Here is a 16,759-nt window from a genome sequence, read left to right on the forward strand (position 1 = left end):
AACGGATAGGGATCTAATTACTAATGAAAACACGTGACAAGATTGTTTACGCAGCTCTAGAGCTTTTTAATGAGCACGGCGAGCGTAGTATTACGACCAATCATATTGCTGAGCACATCGAAATCAGCCCAGGTAACCTCTACTACCACTTCCGCAACAAACAAGAAATTGTACGTGATATCTTTACTCTCTACTCGACTGAGTTACTTGAAAGGTTTACTCCGATTCAAGGGCAGCAAGAAAGCCTGACGCTACTAAAAAGCTACTTAGATTCAATCTTCACATTGATGTGGAAGTACCGATTCTTCTATGCGAACCTGCCTGAAATATTGTCTCGTGATGAAAAGCTGCATCTTGATTACATGGCCGTTCAAGAAAAGCTGCAAACGAATCTTGTGGATATTATGAGAGCTTTTGTTGAGTTGAACTTGCTAAAAGCAACAGATACAGAAATGAAGTCGATGGTCACATCTCTCCACTTGATCGCATCGGGTTGGTTGGCGTATCAGTCGGCGATGTCTCCAAAATCTCAAATTACGGAGCAAGTTGTTCACCAAGGAATGCTGCAGATGATCGCAACCGTTAAACCGATTGCAACGACTCAAGGCTTTGAGCAACTGACATTGTTAGAAGATGGTGTAAGAGCGCTGAACAGCAAATAAAAGCGAAGATGTGGGTAAGCGGTAAGTCGGATTCGGGTAACGAGAGCGGAAAAGCGCAGATTCGAGTGGTGGGATATAAATCGTGACGTCATTCCCTACAGCGAGGAACGAGCGTGATAGGGAATCTCTCTTTATCCTCGAGGGTAGCAATCTCAAGCGAGATTCCAGATATTTCGTCCCTCAATTCTGGAATGACTGAGTTTGATTAATGCGAATTCGGAAATTTTCAGCTCTTTGGGCTTGTTCTTCGCATCTCGGTTACTTATATCTCGTATCTGTTTTTACCTAACCAACCATCTTTTCGGGTTTTGAGCTTGGCTGTTTCTACGAATTTCAAAGTACAGCGATGGTCGGGTTTGTCCACCAGTGTCACCGGCGAGAGCTATCGCCTCACCCGCTTTAACCTTGTCACCTTCTTTCTTTAAAAGCGCTTGGTTAAAGCCATACAGTGTCATGTCGCCTTTACCGTGATCAAGCAGCACCACTAAGCCATACCCACGTAAATACTCTGCGAATACGACGGTGCCTGAGTAAACAGATTTTACCTGCTGACCGTATTTCGCTTTGATCACCATGCCTTTCCAATTTACTTGGCCAGTTTGGCGTGAGCCGTAGTTATGCAGAACTTTATCTTTGATTGGCCAAGGCAGTTTACCTTTACGTTTGGCTAAGCCATCCATAGGGACAGCATTGCGTCTCTCTCGTGCGGCTTTTTCTGCTTTCGCTATTTCGGCTTTTAGGCGAGTTTCATTACGTTGAAGTTCGGCTAAGTAATTTTTGTCGCCAGAGATGTTTTTCTTAATACTGCCGACAGTCTTTTTACGCTGTGTTTGGGTCTGCGATAGTTTGTTGCGCTTTGCTACCTGTTGATTTAACAGCGTTGCTATTTGTTCTTGCTCAAGTTGGCGTTGCTTATGGCTTTCTTCTAATTCAAGTTGAGTTTGTTCGATCGTTTTGATTGTTGCAGATCGCGCTTTGGCGAGGTGTTGGTAATAGTGACTAATGCGGTCCTCTTCAACGCCAGTATTTAAGATGTGAGAAGAGGCTTTGGCTCTGCTGGTCATGTAGTAAGTCTGAATCAGCTGCTCTAACTTGTCGGTATGGGCTTTTTTCTGTGCTGTAAGCGCTTTAATCTTATTATCTAAGCTAGCAACATTAGCATTGGCGGTATTGAGTTGTTTTTTACTTGTTTTAATGGCTTTTTCAAGCAAGGAGATAGAGAGCTCTTGTTGCTTGAGGTTTGCCTGTAAATTGTCGAGCTTCTTCTGTTGTGAGGATAGTGTTTTTTGTTGACGAGATATCTCACTCGACACACCTTTCAGCTCCCCTTTCGATGCGGCAAGTGGCGATGCAGAGAAAAGAACAGCGCAAAGGCTGGAAGATATCAAAAGAACAGTGCTAATTACTTGGACTGGTTTCATCATTATCGTCATGTTGCTCTTATTAGTTTTCAGCATCTGCTCTTAAGTCTTTCGTATCTCGGCTCATCGAACCTAGAATCAGCTCTTATATTCCATCACCATGAATGAAATTTTGCGAGCGACCATTGAAGCCTTGGTCCATATCTAAAGATGGTTTATCTGTTTTCGGTTTTCCGACAATTTTTGCAGGAACGCCTGCGACTGTTGTATGAGGTGGCACGGCTTGTAGTACCACAGAGCATGAACCAATCTTCGCGCCTTCACCTACTTCAATGTTGCCGAGTATTTTAGCTCCGGCCCCAATCATTACGCCTTCGCGGATTTTGGGGTGACGGTCGCCGCCTTCTTTACCAGTACCACCAAGGGTAACGTCTTGAAGGATCGATACATCATTTTCGACGACAGCAGTTTCACCAATCACGATACCAGTGGCGTGGTCGAGCATGATAGCTTTACCGATACGAGCCGCTGGGTGAATATCAACTTGGCAAGCAACTGAAATTTGGTTTTGTAGGTAAGTAGCAAGTGCGATACGCCCTTGTTTCCACAACCAGTTAGCTACTCGGTAACCTTGCAGAGCGTGGTAGCCTTTCAGATAAAGTAGAGGCATCGAGTACATCTCGACCGCAGGATCTCGATTTACCGTCGCGCAAATATCACAAGCTGCCGCATCAATAATCGATTGATCCTGCTTAAATGCTTGTTCAACCACTTCACGTACTGCCATTGCTGGCATTGAAGCCGTCTTTAGCTTGTTTGCTAGGATGTAGCTAAGGGCTGCGCCTAAACTTTCATGGTTGATGATCGTGGCATGATAAAAACTCGCAAGCATAGGTTCTTGCTCTGACTGCTGTCGAGCTTCCTTCACTATGCATTGCCAAACTTTTTGCTGTTCACAGTGTTTCATTTTTCCATCCATTCCTTTAAACCAGATACGCGTAGCGAGATGAGAGATATGAAGAGCTTAGAAAAGCCAATTAGCGTAAATGAGATTCCAGATACTTCATTCTTCAATGACGAGCATTATACTAACGTCATCTTCAAGAGTGAGGTACGAGCGAGTTGGAGAACTTTGTTCGGGTCATTTACTTTATGCTATTCGCATCTTGATTACCCGTACCTCTAACTCTCTTCGTATCTCGCTTACTCTAATTTCGTATCTGCTCTTACTATCTTTCTGACTTTTTGTCTCTAGCAAGCAGATCTTGTGCTGCTAGGTGTGCATCTTTCCCTTGATACAACACTTGATAAATCTGTTCAACAATGGGCATTTCAACGCCCATACGTTCTGATAGTAACCAAACTTCTTTGGTGTTGCGATAACCTTCCACTACTTGGCCAATTTCGTCTTGTGCTGTATCTACATCTTTACCTGCGCCAAGTGCCAAACCAAAGCGACGGTTACGTGATTGGTTATCAGTACAGGTTAGCACTAGGTCACCCAATCCAGCCATGCCCATGAAGGTTTCTGGTTGCGCACCAAGAGCTGCGCCTAGTCGACTCATCTCAGCTAGACCGCGAGTGATAAGTGCAGTACGTGCATTGGCACCAAAACCAATACCATCCGACATGCCAGCACCAATGGCGATAACGTTTTTAACCGCGCCACCAAGCTGCATGCCAATAAAATCTGAATTTGCGTACACACGGAACGTTTTGCCACAGTGAATCTTTTCTTGAAGTTGCTCAAGGAATTCTGCATCAGGGGAAGCCACAGAGATTGCCGTTGGCATACCCATCGCAAGCTCTTTGGCGAAGGTAGGTCCTGATAGAACTGCTAACGAGTACCCATTACCAAGCACATCGTGAGCGACATCTTTTAGCAGGCGACCAGTTTCCGGCTCTAAACCTTTAGTAGCCCAGCAGATACGAGAACAATCTGTTAAGTGAGGCTTAAGGCTATTTAAAACGATATCAAATACGTGGCTAGGGACGACAACAAGAAGATCACGACTTGCTGTTACTGCCTTCTCAAGGTCTGACTCGATGATTAGGCTTTCTGGGAAGTCGATATTTGGTAGAAATTCATTATTTGCGCGCTCGGATTCGAGACGAGCCATGTGAACAGGATCATGCCCCCACAGAACAACGTTTGCACCGTTACGCGCTAGAGAGATAGCTAAAGAGGTTCCGTAAGAACCTGCGCCAATTACTGTCATGGCGATCTCTTTGCCGTAAGCGTTTGTCGAGATTGTCGGGCGAATTGTTTCTGTCATGCTTCCACCTAAAAATAATGAGGGAAATCGAAGAGTTCTGGAAAAGCTTTCCACTAAAATCAGAGGAGCTTTCAATTTTAGTACAGTGTAAAGAAAAAATGCACATCGCAGAAGTTGCGATGTGCATTTAAAAGCTAACTAGCGCTTGAATCGTTGGAGTTAAGTTCTACTTTGAGACTTAAGCCTGTTCGCCTTCAGCTTGCTGAGCTTGGTTTTGTAGGTAGTTCATGAACAAAGCATCAAAGTTAACTGGTGCTAGGTTCAGTTGTGGGAACGTACCTTTAACCACTAGGCTAGAAATTGTTTCTCGAGCGTATGGGAACAGGATGTTCGGGCAAAATGCACCTAGGCAATGAGCTAGTTGGCCAGCTTCCATTTCGCTTGCAGAGAAGATGCCGCCTTGTTGAACTTCACAAAGGAATGCAGTGTCTTCTGCATTCTTAACTGTAACCGTTAGACGTAGGATTACTTCGTACACGCCTTCGCCAAGTTCACGGCTTTGAGTGTCTAGGTCCAGTTTTACATCTGGGTTCCACTCTTTTTGAAACATGTCTGGAGAGTTTGGCGCTTCGAAAGATACGTCTTTTAGGAAGATACGTTGGATTGCGAAGTTCTGTTGTGCGTCTTGTTGTGCTGCTTCAGCCATTTTCTTATCCTTAAAAATTTATAATTAGGCTTCGTTCGCCATCTCTGTTGAACAAAACCTTAAAGTCATATTCGTTTAGTTAGGTCAGCTTACCTTTAACTACTTTTTACCTTTCACCAAAGGTAGGTTAGCTTCGCTCCAAGCCACTAAGCCGCTTTTCAGCACGCTTACGTTTTCGAAACCAGCTTTAACCAGTAGGTTAGCGCTTTCTTGAGCTGTTTGACCTGTCTTACATACTACGATGATTGGGTCGGCTTTGTGGCTTTCAAGGCTACCAAAGCTATTTGCTTTGATATCTGACGGCAAAATGTGAACTGCGTCAGTAATATGGCCCTTTTTGAACTCATCCTTAGTACGAATATCAACCACAACACCGTTTTCACGATTAATCATGTGTGTGGTTTGCGCTGCCGTGATCTCTTTGTAAGCTGCGTTTGATGTCTTGATAACGTTCGCAATGATGGCAACAACCAAGCCGATCCATACGATGGCTAAAATCATATTATCTTGAACAAATGGAACTAACTCTTGCATACCTTGAACTCTTATTCGTTATTGGGCGAAAAACTATAGGCCAAGAGTATAGCGAGATTTGGAGTTTGGTGTACATAGGATTATCAAACTTTGAACACTCTCAGGAGCAAAGTTTAACGATTTTTTTTGATTATATTTCCCGTTACATAGATAATAGCTGTATTTACATTTTTAGTTTTAAATGCGCAGTGTGGTTTTCGCTTATTGACCAAAGGGCGGTAGCGTGCCTGATAGTAGTGCTACTGCGTGTTGGTCTGTTGATTATCAAGGTTTATTTTAGGAGTTTTTGTGAAGATATTAGTCACCGGTGGTGCTGGTTTTATTGGCTCAGCAGTTATACGTCACATTATAAATAAGACAACGGACAGTGTGGTAAACGTTGATAAACTCACTTATGCAGGTAATCTAGAATCTCTTATAGAAGTAGATTCGAATGGACGTTACGCGTTCGAGCAAGTGGATATCTGTAATCGTTCAGAGCTTGACCGAGTGTTCTCTGAGCACAAACCGGATGCTGTCATGCATCTAGCTGCTGAGTCACATGTTGATCGCTCTATTACCGGCCCTGCAGCGTTTATCGAAACCAATATTGTCGGCACTTATACCTTGCTAGAAGCGACACGTGAATATTGGAATAAGCTTGAAGAGGGTGCAAAAGCAGAATTTCGTTTTCACCATATCTCTACTGATGAAGTGTATGGCGACCTTCCGCATCCGGATGAAGTTCCAGAAGGGACTGAGCTGCCAATGTTCTTGGAAACAACCTCGTATGAACCATCAAGTCCATACTCTGCTTCAAAAGCATCAAGTGATCACTTAGTACGCGCATGGTTACGTACTTACGGTCTCCCTACTATCGTAACCAATTGCTCTAACAACTATGGTCCTTACCATTTTCCTGAAAAATTGATCCCATTAGTCATTTTGAATGCTTTAGAAGGAAAAGACCTTCCTATCTATGGTAAAGGCGACCAAATTCGTGACTGGTTGTTTGTTGAAGATCATGCACGGGCACTCTACAAAGTAGTGTCTGAAGGTAAAGTCGGGGAGACATACAATATTGGTGGCCACAACGAGAAGAAAAACCTCGAAGTCGTAAACACTATTTGTGACATCTTAGATACTTTAGTACCGAAAGAGTCAGCGTATGCAGAACAAATTACCTATGTTCAAGACCGCCCTGGTCATGACCGCCGTTACGCCATTGACTCATCTAAAATGCAGCGTGAGTTAGGTTGGACACCCGAGGAGACGTTTGAAACAGGTCTTCGTAAAACGGTGCAATGGTATCTAGACAATTCAGCGTGGTGTCAAAATGTACAAGATGGTAGTTACCAACGTGAGCGTTTAGGTGTAGAAAAAACTGAATCAAAGGGAAGTAAATAATGAAAGGTATTGTTCTAGCTGGTGGTTCAGGCACTCGTTTGTACCCATTGACTCGTGGTGTATCAAAGCAACTCTTGCCGATCTACGACAAACCAATGGTGTTTTACCCGATTTCTACATTGATGTTAGCTGGAATCAAAGACATCTTGATTATCACGACTCCAGAAGATAATGCAGGTTTTAAGCGCTTGCTTGGTGATGGTTCTGATTTTGGTATTAGTCTTGAGTATGCTATTCAACCAAGCCCAGATGGTTTAGCACAAGCTTTCATTATAGGTGAAGATTTTATTGGTGATGATTCTGTTTGTTTAGTACTCGGCGACAATATCTTCTATGGGCAATCATTTAGTGACACTTTAAAAAATGCTGCCAGCCGTGAAAGTGGTGCGACAGTTTTTGGCTACCAAGTCAAAGACCCAGAGCGTTTTGGTGTGGTCGAATTTGATGAAGAGATGAAAGCGATTTCGATTGAAGAAAAGCCGGCAACACCAAAATCCAATTACGCGGTAACGGGTTTGTATTTCTACGATAATCGCGTGGTGGAAATGGCCAAGCAAGTGAAGCCCTCTCATCGTGGTGAGTTAGAAATTACCACGCTAAATGAAATGTACTTAAACGATGGTTCACTGAATGTGGAATTATTAGGTCGCGGTTTTGCGTGGCTAGATACCGGTACGCATGAAAGCCTACACGAAGCCTCTTCTTTCGTCCAAACGATTGAAAATGTCCAAGGTTTGAAAGTCGCGTGTTTAGAAGAAATCGCTTGGCGTAACGGTTGGTTGAGTGATGAACAAGTTCTGACTCTAGCTAAACCAATGATGAAAAATGAATATGGTCAGTACTTAACGCGCCTAGTTAGTGAATCTCAAAAGAGGGCTGATGCTTAATGCGTGTATTAATTACCGGTTGTCATGGTCAAGTGGGCTCTTGTCTAACTAAACAATTAGCCAATAATGAAAATATAGCAGTATTAGCTCTTGATAGAGAGCATCTTGATATTACTAGTCAAGAGGCCGTTAATGCTATTGTGGCTGAATTTGAGCCTAGCATCATTATTAATGCAGCGGCACATACAGCGGTTGATAAGGCTGAAGAGGAGCTTGACCTTTCTTATGCGATAAACCGTGATGGTCCAAAATACCTCGCACAAGCAGCGCAGAGCGTTGGTGCTGCAATGCTGCATATCTCTACGGATTATGTTTTTGATGGAGATAAAGTAGGCGAATATGCAGAAACGGATGCTACAAACCCTCAAGGTGTTTACGGTAAAAGTAAACTAGCAGGTGAAATCGCCGTAGCACAAGAGTGTAAAAAACATATTATCCTTCGTACTGCGTGGGTGTTTGGTGAGAATGGCAATAACTTTGTTAAGACCATGTTGCGTTTAGCAAATAGCTATGAATCTCTAAGTATTGTGGGAGATCAGTTTGGTGGGCCGACTTATGCCGGTGATATCGCATCTGCGTTAGTAACTATCGCTAAGGCTATTTGTAATGGAGAAACTGATAGGTTTGGTATTTACCACTTCTCTGGATTACCACATGTAAGCTGGAGCCAGTTTGCGCAAGCTATTTTTGATGAAGCGGTTGAACAAGGTGTCCTGAAGTGTTCACCAGCAGTTAACTCAATAACGACTGAAGAGTACCCAACTCTCGCTAAGCGTCCAGAAAATTCTAAGCTCAATACAACACTAATACGTAATACGTTTGGGATAAATGCAAGCGATTGGGTGAGTCGACTAAAATTAGGTATAAAAAGATATGAATAAACTAAGACTTATAATTCCTTCTTACAATGAAGGAGTTAATATTAATAAGTGTGCAGAGAAGCTATTAGTTATATATGAAAACCTCATTGATAGAGCGGTGATTGACATATCCAGTGATATATTGTTTGTGGATGATGGTTCAAAAGATGATACATGGTCTCGAATTGAAGCACTAGCCGAAAATAATGATAAAATAAAAGGAATCAAGCTTTCCATTAATAAAGGGCACCAAGTCGCACTGAAATCAGGCTTGGATTGTTCGGTAGACAAGTGTGATTTCTCTATTTCCCTAGATGCGGATTTGCAACAAGACCCTTCTGTAATAGAAGATTTCATTTTGGACTTTAAGAATGGGAATGATGTGGTTTATGGTGTCAGGAAAGATAGAAATACAGATGGATTATTAAAAAAAACGTTAGCAAAATGTTTCTATAGATTAGCAAAAAAACTAGGCATTGACCTAGTTCCAGGTCATGCTGATTATCGAGGCTTGTCAAATAAAGCCCTAGATATCTTGTCGTCACATGATGGGAAAAACCCTTTCTTACGTGGGATCATTCCAACATTAGGTTTACGATCTTCAATTGTTGAGTTTGATGTTTACGATAGAGAACATGGTGAAAGTAAATATACGTTTGAAAAAATGATGAATCTTGCGTTAAGCGGAATTATTTCCTTTTCAATAGTCCCTCTTAGATTGTTTGCAGCACTTGGTGGTCTTATTGTTCTCACTTGCATTTTAATGTCGCTATATATTTTATCAATGTCAATTATATTTGGTGGAACTGTTCCTGGTTGGGCGTCAATTACACTGCCAATATATTTTCTAGGTGGTATTCAATTAATCGGCTTAAGCGTTATTGGTGAATATATAGGAAGGGTTTTCATAGAAGTGAATAAAGCACCTACGTATATTATCGACAGAGTTACAGAAAATAATAATAGGATATAATTATGGGAGGGATCTTATATATAGCTATTGCTATTTCACTAAATGTTTCTGCACAGGTATTACTTAAATACTGTAGTGGGCGTGTGTTTCCATTATCTATAAGTAATGGTTTTCTCTATGGTGTGTTATTGGCACTATTTTTTTATGGCGGTAGTTTTCTTATTACACTAAAAATATACTCTATGTATCCATTATCGATAGTTTCGCCTGTTATGGCTGGCTTGACTATTTTATGCATCACCCTCAGTGGTGTTTTTATATTCTCTGAGTATTTAAGTGGATTGCAAATATCAGGGGTTGTATTAACTATATTTGGTATAGTATTACTATCTATTAAATAGAATAATAAGGTTTTTAGACATGAGTTTGGACCAAATTTGCTTCTCTCTAGTTTTTCTTGGAGTGATAATCCCCATATTAATTTTCATCAAGCCGAAGTCGATTGTCTGTGGTATGTTTAAAGATAATATTGAAGTTAAAATCTTAAAAGAGAAAACTTTTTTCAGTGTAATTGTTGTGGCTATTTTCATTGGTGGGGTTTCAATCTATGCGCTAAACTTATTCTTACCGTTGGAATATCGTCACTCTGACTCTGTAGGTTATTTAAATTCACTCATACGGCCTGTTTTATACAGTGGGAGATTTTTTCCATTGGGTCACCAAGAATTCAACTTTTTGACATTAGAAAAGTTTGGATTCTTAGGCTTGTTTTCTCTCCCTTTTATACAATCATTGATTTCAATTTTCTGCTTGTATAAATTAATCCCACTTAGAAGTAATAATTTAAAGTTATTATTGATAATCCCTATATTTATTTCCTCACTATCAGTATCATTTTCAAACCTGATCATACCGGAACGAAACCAACTGTTTTTTTTGTTACTGTTCCTTTATTTTACATTTGAATCAACTGATACACGTAGAATTAAATTAGGTCTGCTTTTTGCAAGTATTTCTCTTTACTATAAAGAACCTACGTTAGTCATATATTTGGCTTTTTCAGCTGCAATGATTATCCTGAAGATATCAAAAAATATCATTAGCTATAAAGATATTCTTGACTTGAAATTTTGGTATAAAAAGTTATCGTTTGAATTGTATTTGCTAGTAATGAGTGTACTGTTCTTTATTTCGTATATTATTATTCAATCACTACAAACAAAGGGGGAATTATATACGCAAGGAGGAGACTTAATCCAATACTTAGAATACACTTTCAGTATTCAAGGGTTATACCACTATCCATTCTTATTATTATCATTGGCTATATCTATTGTTTTTATTATTAATGGATTAAGTAGTGGATATTTGCAGAGAGCGTTTGTCTTGTTTCTAGGCGCAAATGCATATGCATTTGGAATATTTGCATTGAAAATGCCCTCAGGTTTTTACTATTTTAGTGCTGCAAACCTATTAATCTTTCTTTCATGCTGTTATGTATTCGCTGATATGTTTGAAAATTCTGAGATGTTAAAGTGGAAGAATAGATCAGCGAGAGCTATTTTTATAGTTACTTTTGTGTTTTTTACGTATCAAACATGTGTTATTAGTGTCACCCAACTTTCAAGTTCGAAAGCAAAGCAGGTTCGGCTAGGGGTTATTTCAAGTTATTTGAACGAGGTGGAAGGAAATAAGGATTTGAATATTTACTACAACTTGAAAGAGGGTAATTATTTGGACTATTCCTCTTCAGTAATGAATTTATATATAAGAACAAAAATAGACAATAAATTCACATTATATTCAAGGTCAGGTTGTTATGTGTGGCATGAATCCAATGAGGATGGATACTATCAGTGCAAGAAAGCTAACTTTAACTTAAATGATGATTATGATTTTGTTATTGATGACACTAATGATAATAAATTTAAGGTTGGATACAAAGAATATAAGGGTAGTATTATTAACAGTGACGCAGTAACAGTTTATTATAAATCATTGGTAGAATAAAATGAAAGTAATTAATACAATTATTCGCGATGTAAAAATTATAGAGCCGAGTGTGTTTGGTGATGAGCGTGGTTTCTTTATGGAGACTTGGAGCCAAGATAAATTTGAAAAGCTCGTAACCGGTAAAGCAACGTCATTTGTTCAAGATAACCACTCCAAATCTAAAAAAGGTATTTTACGTGGCTTACATTACCAAACCCAAAATACCCAAGGAAAGCTAGTTCGAGTTGTGTCCGGTGAGGTATTTGATGTGGCTGTTGATATTAGAAAAGACTCACCGACTTTTGGACAATGGGTGGGGGAATTATTATCTGCTGAAAATAAACGTCAATTGTGGGTTCCGGAAGGTTTTGCTCATGGATTTTATGTGACTAGTGAAGAAGCAGAGTTCGTTTATAAATGTACGGACTATTATAACCCTGAAGCTGAGCACTGTTTATTCTGGAAAGATGAAACCGTAAATATTAAATGGCCAATTGAGAGTCCACCAACTCTGTCAGAAAAAGATAGTATAGGAAAAAGAATTAACGAAATCATTCCACTATAGTTTGATAATTCGTGATTAAATAGCTTAAACTTAAGAAGCTATTATATTAAATTTTAAGGTAGGGAAATGTATAAAATACCATTAAAGTTCATTAAGGGCATTTATAGTAGTCGTGAGTTATTAATTACTATGGCCAAGCGAGATATCCAAAATAGATACCTAGGCTCTCTATTTGGTGGTGTTTGGGCATTTATTCAACCACTTGTTACGATTATGGTTATATGGTTCGTTTTCCAAGTTGGCTTTAAGGCGCAGCCTACATCCAATGGAGTTCCATTTACACTTTGGCTTGTCTCAGCTATGATTCCTTGGTTCTTCATAGCAGAAATGTTGTCAAATGCGACTAATTCAATTGTAGAACAAGCAAATATTGTAAAGAAAATTGTTTTTAGGGTTAGTTTACTACCGATAGTAAAACTGATATCAGCACTAATTATTCACTTATTCTTTATAGCCATTCTTTTTTCAATTGCGTTTGCTTATGGTTATTACCCAAGTTTAAATTGGCTTCAAATACCATACTACTTAATATGCTCACTACTTTTGATGATTGGAGTGTCTTGGATTACCTCGTCTATAGTTATTTTCTTCCGTGATATCGGTCAGTTTATCGCAGTTCTAATACAATTAGGTTTTTGGGGCACTCCGATTTTTTGGGATATCGCAATGGTGCCCCAACAATATCAGTGGGTATTTAAATTAAACCCAGTATTCTATATTACTGAAGGCTATAGAAACACATTAACAACGGATCTTTGGTTTTGGGAGTCTATGAGTTGGACCGCATACTTCTGGTTTGTGACTTTTGTTACTTTATTATTTGGTGTTGTTTGTTTCAAAAGATTAAAGCCGCACTTTGCGGATGTATTATAGAAGGTTTAAATTATGAATGAACTTGCCATAAGTTGCAAAGGCGTAACCAAGACTTATCCAATGTACCATAATCCAAAGGACCGCTTTAAAGAGGCTCTTCACCCATTTAGAAAAGTCTACCATGAAGACTTCTATGCACTTCGAGATGTAAGCTTCGATATCCACAAAGGTGAAACTGTTGGAATAATTGGTCAAAATGGTGCAGGTAAGTCAACACTTCTCAAGATTATCACTGGAGTTCTAACTCCTACATCAGGAGCTTCTCAAGTAAACGGCGTTGTATCATCTATATTGGAGCTAGGAACCGGATTCAATAATGAACTGACTGGAATTGAAAATATTTATGTTAACAGTTCTTTGATGGGAGTGTCTAAAGAAAGTGTCGACAAAAAACTAGATCAGATCATTGCATTTGCAGACATAGGTGATCACATTAATCAACCTGTGCGTGGTTATTCTTCGGGGATGTTTGCACGATTAGCATTTTCTATAGCTATCAGTATTGATCCCGACATACTAATTGTGGATGAGGCATTAGCCGTCGGTGACATGAACTTTCAAGCTAAATGTATGACAGCAATGAAAAGAATTCAAGAGAATGGCACTACTATTCTTTTCGTTAGTCATGATATCAGTAGTGTGAAGAGTTTGTGTGAGAGGGCAATCTACATAAAAAATGGAGTTCTTCATGCTGAAGGTCACGCTGGAGAAGTCGCTGAATTATATATGAGAGAGATGCGAGAGGCACAAAGCGATCGTATTTCTAAAGACCTTGCTGTGGTTGATAAACCCGAACTGAATTCCAATATATTACCACGTGCTGAGCTCAAAGAGACAAGAGATCTAAAGAGCTTAAAAGTGTTTAAGACGCGTGTTGCAGAATTTCGATACGGTTCAGGCGGCGCAAACATAACTTTAGTTGAACTTTTAGACAAGAATGGCGAATTAGTGCATGAGGCTGACTTTAATGAAGAAGTTAGACTAAGAATACATATCGAAAGTGATATAGAAGACAAAGTGAGCGTTAATTTTCAGGTTTTTGATGACAAGAAAATTAATATTATATCAGGAGGTTGCCTTCTTTCTGAGGGGGAGTTAATTGATATAAAGAAAGGAAGTCGTCATATTGTCGATTATGACTTTAGACTTCCATTACAATATAACCATTACTCAATCCAAGCTACAATTACGTCAACACTAGTGGAAAATGTGTCCTATAATTTTATAGATGCAATACCTAATGCCTACTTGTTTAAAGTTAAAGTTAGACCGGAAATAACATTATGGTCCAAAGTTCATGTGTTTCCTAAGTTAACAGTGAAAGAGATTTAGAAAAAATCAGAGGCTACTGTAATTCTAGAGTGATATATAATGGTTGATATATAAATGAGTGCAATTAACAATAACACAAAGTATTTCTGTATAGGGTTCAATAAAACAGGTACAACTTCATTAGAAAATGCATTTCGATTATTTGGTTTTACTTTAGGGGACCAAGCAACAGCGGAAATGCTAATATTTGATTGGAATAATAATCAATTTGAAAAAATACTCAGATTTTGTGAAATGGCTGACGCTTTTCAAGATATTCCTTTTTCTCTACCTGGAACATATATAAAAATCTTTGAACAATACCCAAATGCCAAGTTTATTTTGACGTTGAGAGATTCTTCAGAGCAGTGGTATGAGTCTCTTACTCGGTTTCATTCCAAAGTCTTTTCAACTGATAAGAATAGCTTACCCTCTAAACATGATCTAGATAACTCTATGTATCGCTATAAAGGGTATAGTTTGGATGCAATGAAAGTTATGTATGGTTATCCAAACGTACCGCTTTATGATAAGAAGCATTACATGGATTTATACGAAAAGCACGAGAAGGACGTAAAAGAATTCTTTAAAGATAAGCCAGAAAATTTATTGGTTTTAAATGTTGCGGAGACAAACTCTTATCAAAAGCTTGCGGATTTTGTAGGGGTTCGTGTTGAGAGCGATGGCTCTTTTCCTTGGGAGAATAAGACATGAAAATTAAAGTAACACAGCCCTCATTTCCGCCTCTTAGTGAATTTAACCAAATGCTAGAGGATATCTGGGATAGGAAATGGCTTACTAATGGGGGGCATTATCACCAAGAACTAGAAAGAGCTTTAGCCAACCATCTTGGAGTTAAGTACGTTTCTTTATTTTGTAATGGTACTATTGCTTTATTGACTGGTCTCAAAGCTTTAGGGATAACTGGAGAAGTTATCACCACTCCTTTTACGTTTGTAGCAACTTCTCATGCAATTGAATGGAATGGTTGTACCCCTGTGTTTTGTGATATAGATCCCGATAGCTATAATTTGGATCCCTCTAAGATAGAGAGCTTAATCTCTGAAAAAACGCAAGCTATAATGCCAGTTCATGTTTATGGAACCCCATGTGATGTAAAAGCTCTAAAATCTATTGCTGATAAATATGATTTGAAAGTTTTCTATGATGCAGCTCATTCCTTTGGTGTTGAAGTTGACGGTGAGTCTATTTTAAATTTCGGTGACTTATCAATGATGAGTTTTCATGCAACAAAGGTATTCAATACGATTGAAGGTGGAGCTCTAATAACAAACTGTCCTGATATGAAGAAAAAGATCGATTTCTTGAAAAACTTTGGCTTTGCTGGAGAAGAATCGGTGGTTGATATTGGGATTAATGGCAAAATGAATGAAGTACAGGCTGCTTTTGGCTTAGCTCAGTTAAAGTATGTTGAGGAGCAAATCACTCATTGCAAGAGCATTTCTGATTTGTACCGTGAAAAGCTATCTGACGTGCCTGGTATCGAAGTTCTGAAGGAATCTGATAACGTAAAATATAATTACTCATACTTTCCAATAGTAGTTAATGAACGTGAATTTGGTATTGATCGTGATATGCTTTATGAAATATTAAAAGATAACAATATTTTATCTAGAAAATACTTTTATCCGCTAGTATCTGATTTTGATGTTTATAAAAACAATCGAGAAATTTTTAGACAAGGTAGTCTTAGCGTTGCAAAAAAAATAAGTGCTAGAGTTTTATGCCTCCCAATATACTCTGACCTTAATATAGATGATGCAAGTAACGTAATTGATGTGATTAGGGCCTCACGATGAAAGTAGCAATAATGCAACCCTACTTTTTCCCATACTTCGGTTATTTTGAGCTAATTAAGTCAGTCGACAAATTTATAATTTATGATGATGTCAACTATATAAAAAAAGGATGGGTAAATAGGAATCGGATATTAATATCCGGAGAGCCAAAAATGTTTACAATGCCTCTGGTTAATGCTAGCCAGAATAGGCGTATAAATGAAATATTGCTATCTCCCCAAATCTCATTATGGAAGAGCAAATTTCTTAAAACAATTGAGTTAAATTATAAAAGAGCCCCTCATTTTGAAGAAACTTACGCTTTGGTAAGTAAAATCATTGGTTATAAATCAGAGAGCTTATCTGACTTTATAACCAATAGCATAGTTAATATTTCTAAACACTTAGATATTAATTCAGAGTTCGTTATAAGCTCGTCTCGCTACAATAACTCCCAGTTAAAAGGGCAAGATAGAATAATCGACATATGCCAAAAGGAATGTGCTAGTGTATATATAAATGCACTCGGTGGGAGGGACCTCTATGCTGGAGGTGCATTCTTAAATAACAATATTGAACTAAGATTTATGGAGAACAAATCTTTGGTCTATGACCAGTTTTCTAATGAGTTTGTCAGTAATCTTTCGATCATAGACGTTCTTATGTTCAATGGGAAGACGTATCTATAATAACT

The 16,759-nt window shown here is 38.9% G+C and carries 18 protein-coding genes; 13 read left to right on the plus strand and 5 right to left on the minus strand.

What is annotated here, in order from left to right; genetic code table 11:
• The first annotated feature begins 23 nt into the window (after nt 1-23).
• Entirely contained in the window at nt 24-662 is a 639-nt protein-coding gene (locus AB4513_RS18540) for a TetR/AcrR family transcriptional regulator (protein WP_009847963.1), read from the plus strand.
• Nucleotides 663-943: 281 nt separating this feature from the next.
• Here the strand turns inward: AB4513_RS18540 and AB4513_RS18545 are convergent, their stop codons facing one another.
• From AB4513_RS18545 to AB4513_RS18565, 5 genes are all read right to left on the minus strand, one after another.
• Nucleotides 944-2,095 carry a murein hydrolase activator EnvC gene (locus AB4513_RS18545; RefSeq protein ID WP_261879032.1) on the minus strand — a complete coding sequence of 384 codons (1,152 nt, stop codon included), beginning with the start codon at nt 2,093-2,095 and terminating at the stop codon, nt 944-946.
• A gap of 73 nt (nt 2,096-2,168) precedes the next feature.
• Nucleotides 2,169-2,990 (minus strand): serine O-acetyltransferase, encoded by an 822-nt coding sequence (gene cysE / locus AB4513_RS18550; RefSeq protein WP_009847961.1) that lies wholly within the window; start codon nt 2,988-2,990, stop codon nt 2,169-2,171.
• Between the two features lie 262 nt (nt 2,991-3,252).
• Nucleotides 3,253-4,299 carry an NAD(P)H-dependent glycerol-3-phosphate dehydrogenase gene (gene gpsA, locus AB4513_RS18555; RefSeq protein WP_009847960.1) on the minus strand — a complete coding sequence of 349 codons (1,047 nt, stop codon included), beginning with the start codon at nt 4,297-4,299 and terminating at the stop codon, nt 3,253-3,255.
• 178 nt (nt 4,300-4,477) lie between these two features.
• On the minus strand, nt 4,478-4,945 hold the full coding sequence (gene secB / locus AB4513_RS18560) for a protein-export chaperone SecB (RefSeq protein WP_009847959.1): 468 nt from the start codon (nt 4,943-4,945) through the stop codon (nt 4,478-4,480).
• Nucleotides 4,946-5,044: 99 nt separating this feature from the next.
• Entirely contained in the window at nt 5,045-5,479 is a 435-nt protein-coding gene (locus tag AB4513_RS18565; RefSeq protein WP_009847958.1) for a rhodanese-like domain-containing protein, read from the minus strand.
• Nucleotides 5,480-5,767: 288 nt separating this feature from the next.
• Between AB4513_RS18565 and rfbB the strand changes: the two genes are divergently transcribed.
• The 12 genes from rfbB (at nt 5,768) to AB4513_RS18625 (ending at nt 16,754) form a co-directional block, all read left to right on the plus strand.
• Nucleotides 5,768-6,865 carry a dTDP-glucose 4,6-dehydratase gene (gene rfbB, locus AB4513_RS18570; RefSeq protein ID WP_102257561.1) on the plus strand — a complete coding sequence of 366 codons (1,098 nt, stop codon included), beginning with the start codon at nt 5,768-5,770 and terminating at the stop codon, nt 6,863-6,865.
• Complete coding sequence (rfbA, locus tag AB4513_RS18575; protein WP_009847956.1) at nt 6,865-7,752, plus strand: glucose-1-phosphate thymidylyltransferase RfbA; 888 nt, start codon at nt 6,865-6,867, stop codon at nt 7,750-7,752. Before rfbB ends, rfbA begins: the two co-directional genes overlap by 1 nt.
• On the plus strand, nt 7,752-8,633 hold the full coding sequence (gene rfbD, locus AB4513_RS18580) for a dTDP-4-dehydrorhamnose reductase (RefSeq protein ID WP_009847955.1): 882 nt from the start codon (nt 7,752-7,754) through the stop codon (nt 8,631-8,633). The genes rfbA and rfbD overlap by 1 nt, the downstream gene beginning before the upstream one ends.
• On the plus strand, nt 8,626-9,585 hold the full coding sequence (locus tag AB4513_RS18585) for a glycosyltransferase family 2 protein (protein ID WP_009847954.1): 960 nt from the start codon (nt 8,626-8,628) through the stop codon (nt 9,583-9,585). Before rfbD ends, AB4513_RS18585 begins: the two co-directional genes overlap by 8 nt.
• A 2-nt stretch (nt 9,586-9,587) precedes the next feature.
• Nucleotides 9,588-9,926 (plus strand): hypothetical protein, encoded by a 339-nt coding sequence (locus tag AB4513_RS18590; protein ID WP_032555297.1) that lies wholly within the window; start codon nt 9,588-9,590, stop codon nt 9,924-9,926.
• 19 nt (nt 9,927-9,945) lie between these two features.
• A complete protein-coding gene (locus AB4513_RS18595; protein ID WP_009847953.1) occupies nt 9,946-11,535 on the plus strand; it encodes a hypothetical protein in 1,590 nt (529 codons plus the stop codon).
• Nucleotide 11,536: 1 nt separating this feature from the next.
• Nucleotides 11,537-12,082: a dTDP-4-dehydrorhamnose 3,5-epimerase gene (gene rfbC, locus AB4513_RS18600; RefSeq protein WP_009847952.1), complete on the plus strand. Its 546-nt coding sequence runs from the start codon at nt 11,537-11,539 to the stop codon at nt 12,080-12,082.
• Nucleotides 12,083-12,148: 66 nt separating this feature from the next.
• Complete coding sequence (locus AB4513_RS18605; protein ID WP_009847951.1) at nt 12,149-12,955, plus strand: ABC transporter permease; 807 nt, start codon at nt 12,149-12,151, stop codon at nt 12,953-12,955.
• Between the two features lie 12 nt (nt 12,956-12,967).
• A complete protein-coding gene (locus AB4513_RS18610) occupies nt 12,968-14,287 on the plus strand; it encodes an ABC transporter ATP-binding protein (RefSeq protein WP_009847950.1) in 1,320 nt (439 codons plus the stop codon).
• A gap of 54 nt (nt 14,288-14,341) precedes the next feature.
• Entirely contained in the window at nt 14,342-14,980 is a 639-nt protein-coding gene (locus tag AB4513_RS18615; RefSeq protein ID WP_009847949.1) for a sulfotransferase, read from the plus strand.
• Complete coding sequence (locus AB4513_RS18620; RefSeq protein ID WP_009847948.1) at nt 14,977-16,086, plus strand: DegT/DnrJ/EryC1/StrS aminotransferase family protein; 1,110 nt, start codon at nt 14,977-14,979, stop codon at nt 16,084-16,086. The genes AB4513_RS18615 and AB4513_RS18620 overlap by 4 nt, the downstream gene beginning before the upstream one ends.
• The gene (locus AB4513_RS18625; protein WP_009847947.1) at nt 16,083-16,754 is read left to right on the plus strand and encodes a WbqC family protein; all 672 of its coding nucleotides are present in this window, start codon (nt 16,083-16,085) and stop codon (nt 16,752-16,754) included. The genes AB4513_RS18620 and AB4513_RS18625 overlap by 4 nt, the downstream gene beginning before the upstream one ends.
• Nucleotides 16,755-16,759: the final 5 nt, after the last annotated feature.

This window comes from Vibrio sp. 10N.222.54.E6 (assembly GCF_041473955.1).
Classification (GTDB): Bacteria; Pseudomonadota; Gammaproteobacteria; order Enterobacterales; family Vibrionaceae; genus Vibrio; species Vibrio tasmaniensis_A.

Coding starts and splice junctions, on each gene's coding strand:
- AB4513_RS18540 (WP_009847963.1), top strand. CDS start 24: ATGAAAACACGTGACAAGATTGTTTACGCAGCTCTAGAGCTTTTTAAT.
- AB4513_RS18545 (WP_261879032.1), bottom strand. CDS start 2,095: ATGACGATAATGATGAAACCAGTCCAAGTAATTAGCACTGTTCTTTTG.
- cysE (WP_009847961.1), bottom strand. CDS start 2,990: ATGAAACACTGTGAACAGCAAAAAGTTTGGCAATGCATAGTGAAGGAA.
- gpsA (WP_009847960.1), bottom strand. CDS start 4,299: ATGACAGAAACAATTCGCCCGACAATCTCGACAAACGCTTACGGCAAA.
- secB (WP_009847959.1), bottom strand. CDS start 4,945: ATGGCTGAAGCAGCACAACAAGACGCACAACAGAACTTCGCAATCCAA.
- AB4513_RS18565 (WP_009847958.1), bottom strand. CDS start 5,479: ATGCAAGAGTTAGTTCCATTTGTTCAAGATAATATGATTTTAGCCATC.
- rfbA (WP_009847956.1), top strand. CDS start 6,865: ATGAAAGGTATTGTTCTAGCTGGTGGTTCAGGCACTCGTTTGTACCCA.
- rfbD (WP_009847955.1), top strand. CDS start 7,752: ATGCGTGTATTAATTACCGGTTGTCATGGTCAAGTGGGCTCTTGTCTA.
- AB4513_RS18585 (WP_009847954.1), top strand. CDS start 8,626: ATGAATAAACTAAGACTTATAATTCCTTCTTACAATGAAGGAGTTAAT.
- AB4513_RS18590 (WP_032555297.1), top strand. CDS start 9,588: ATGGGAGGGATCTTATATATAGCTATTGCTATTTCACTAAATGTTTCT.
- AB4513_RS18595 (WP_009847953.1), top strand. CDS start 9,946: ATGAGTTTGGACCAAATTTGCTTCTCTCTAGTTTTTCTTGGAGTGATA.
- rfbC (WP_009847952.1), top strand. CDS start 11,537: ATGAAAGTAATTAATACAATTATTCGCGATGTAAAAATTATAGAGCCG.
- AB4513_RS18605 (WP_009847951.1), top strand. CDS start 12,149: ATGTATAAAATACCATTAAAGTTCATTAAGGGCATTTATAGTAGTCGT.
- AB4513_RS18610 (WP_009847950.1), top strand. CDS start 12,968: ATGAATGAACTTGCCATAAGTTGCAAAGGCGTAACCAAGACTTATCCA.
- AB4513_RS18615 (WP_009847949.1), top strand. CDS start 14,342: ATGAGTGCAATTAACAATAACACAAAGTATTTCTGTATAGGGTTCAAT.
- AB4513_RS18620 (WP_009847948.1), top strand. CDS start 14,977: ATGAAAATTAAAGTAACACAGCCCTCATTTCCGCCTCTTAGTGAATTT.
- AB4513_RS18625 (WP_009847947.1), top strand. CDS start 16,083: ATGAAAGTAGCAATAATGCAACCCTACTTTTTCCCATACTTCGGTTAT.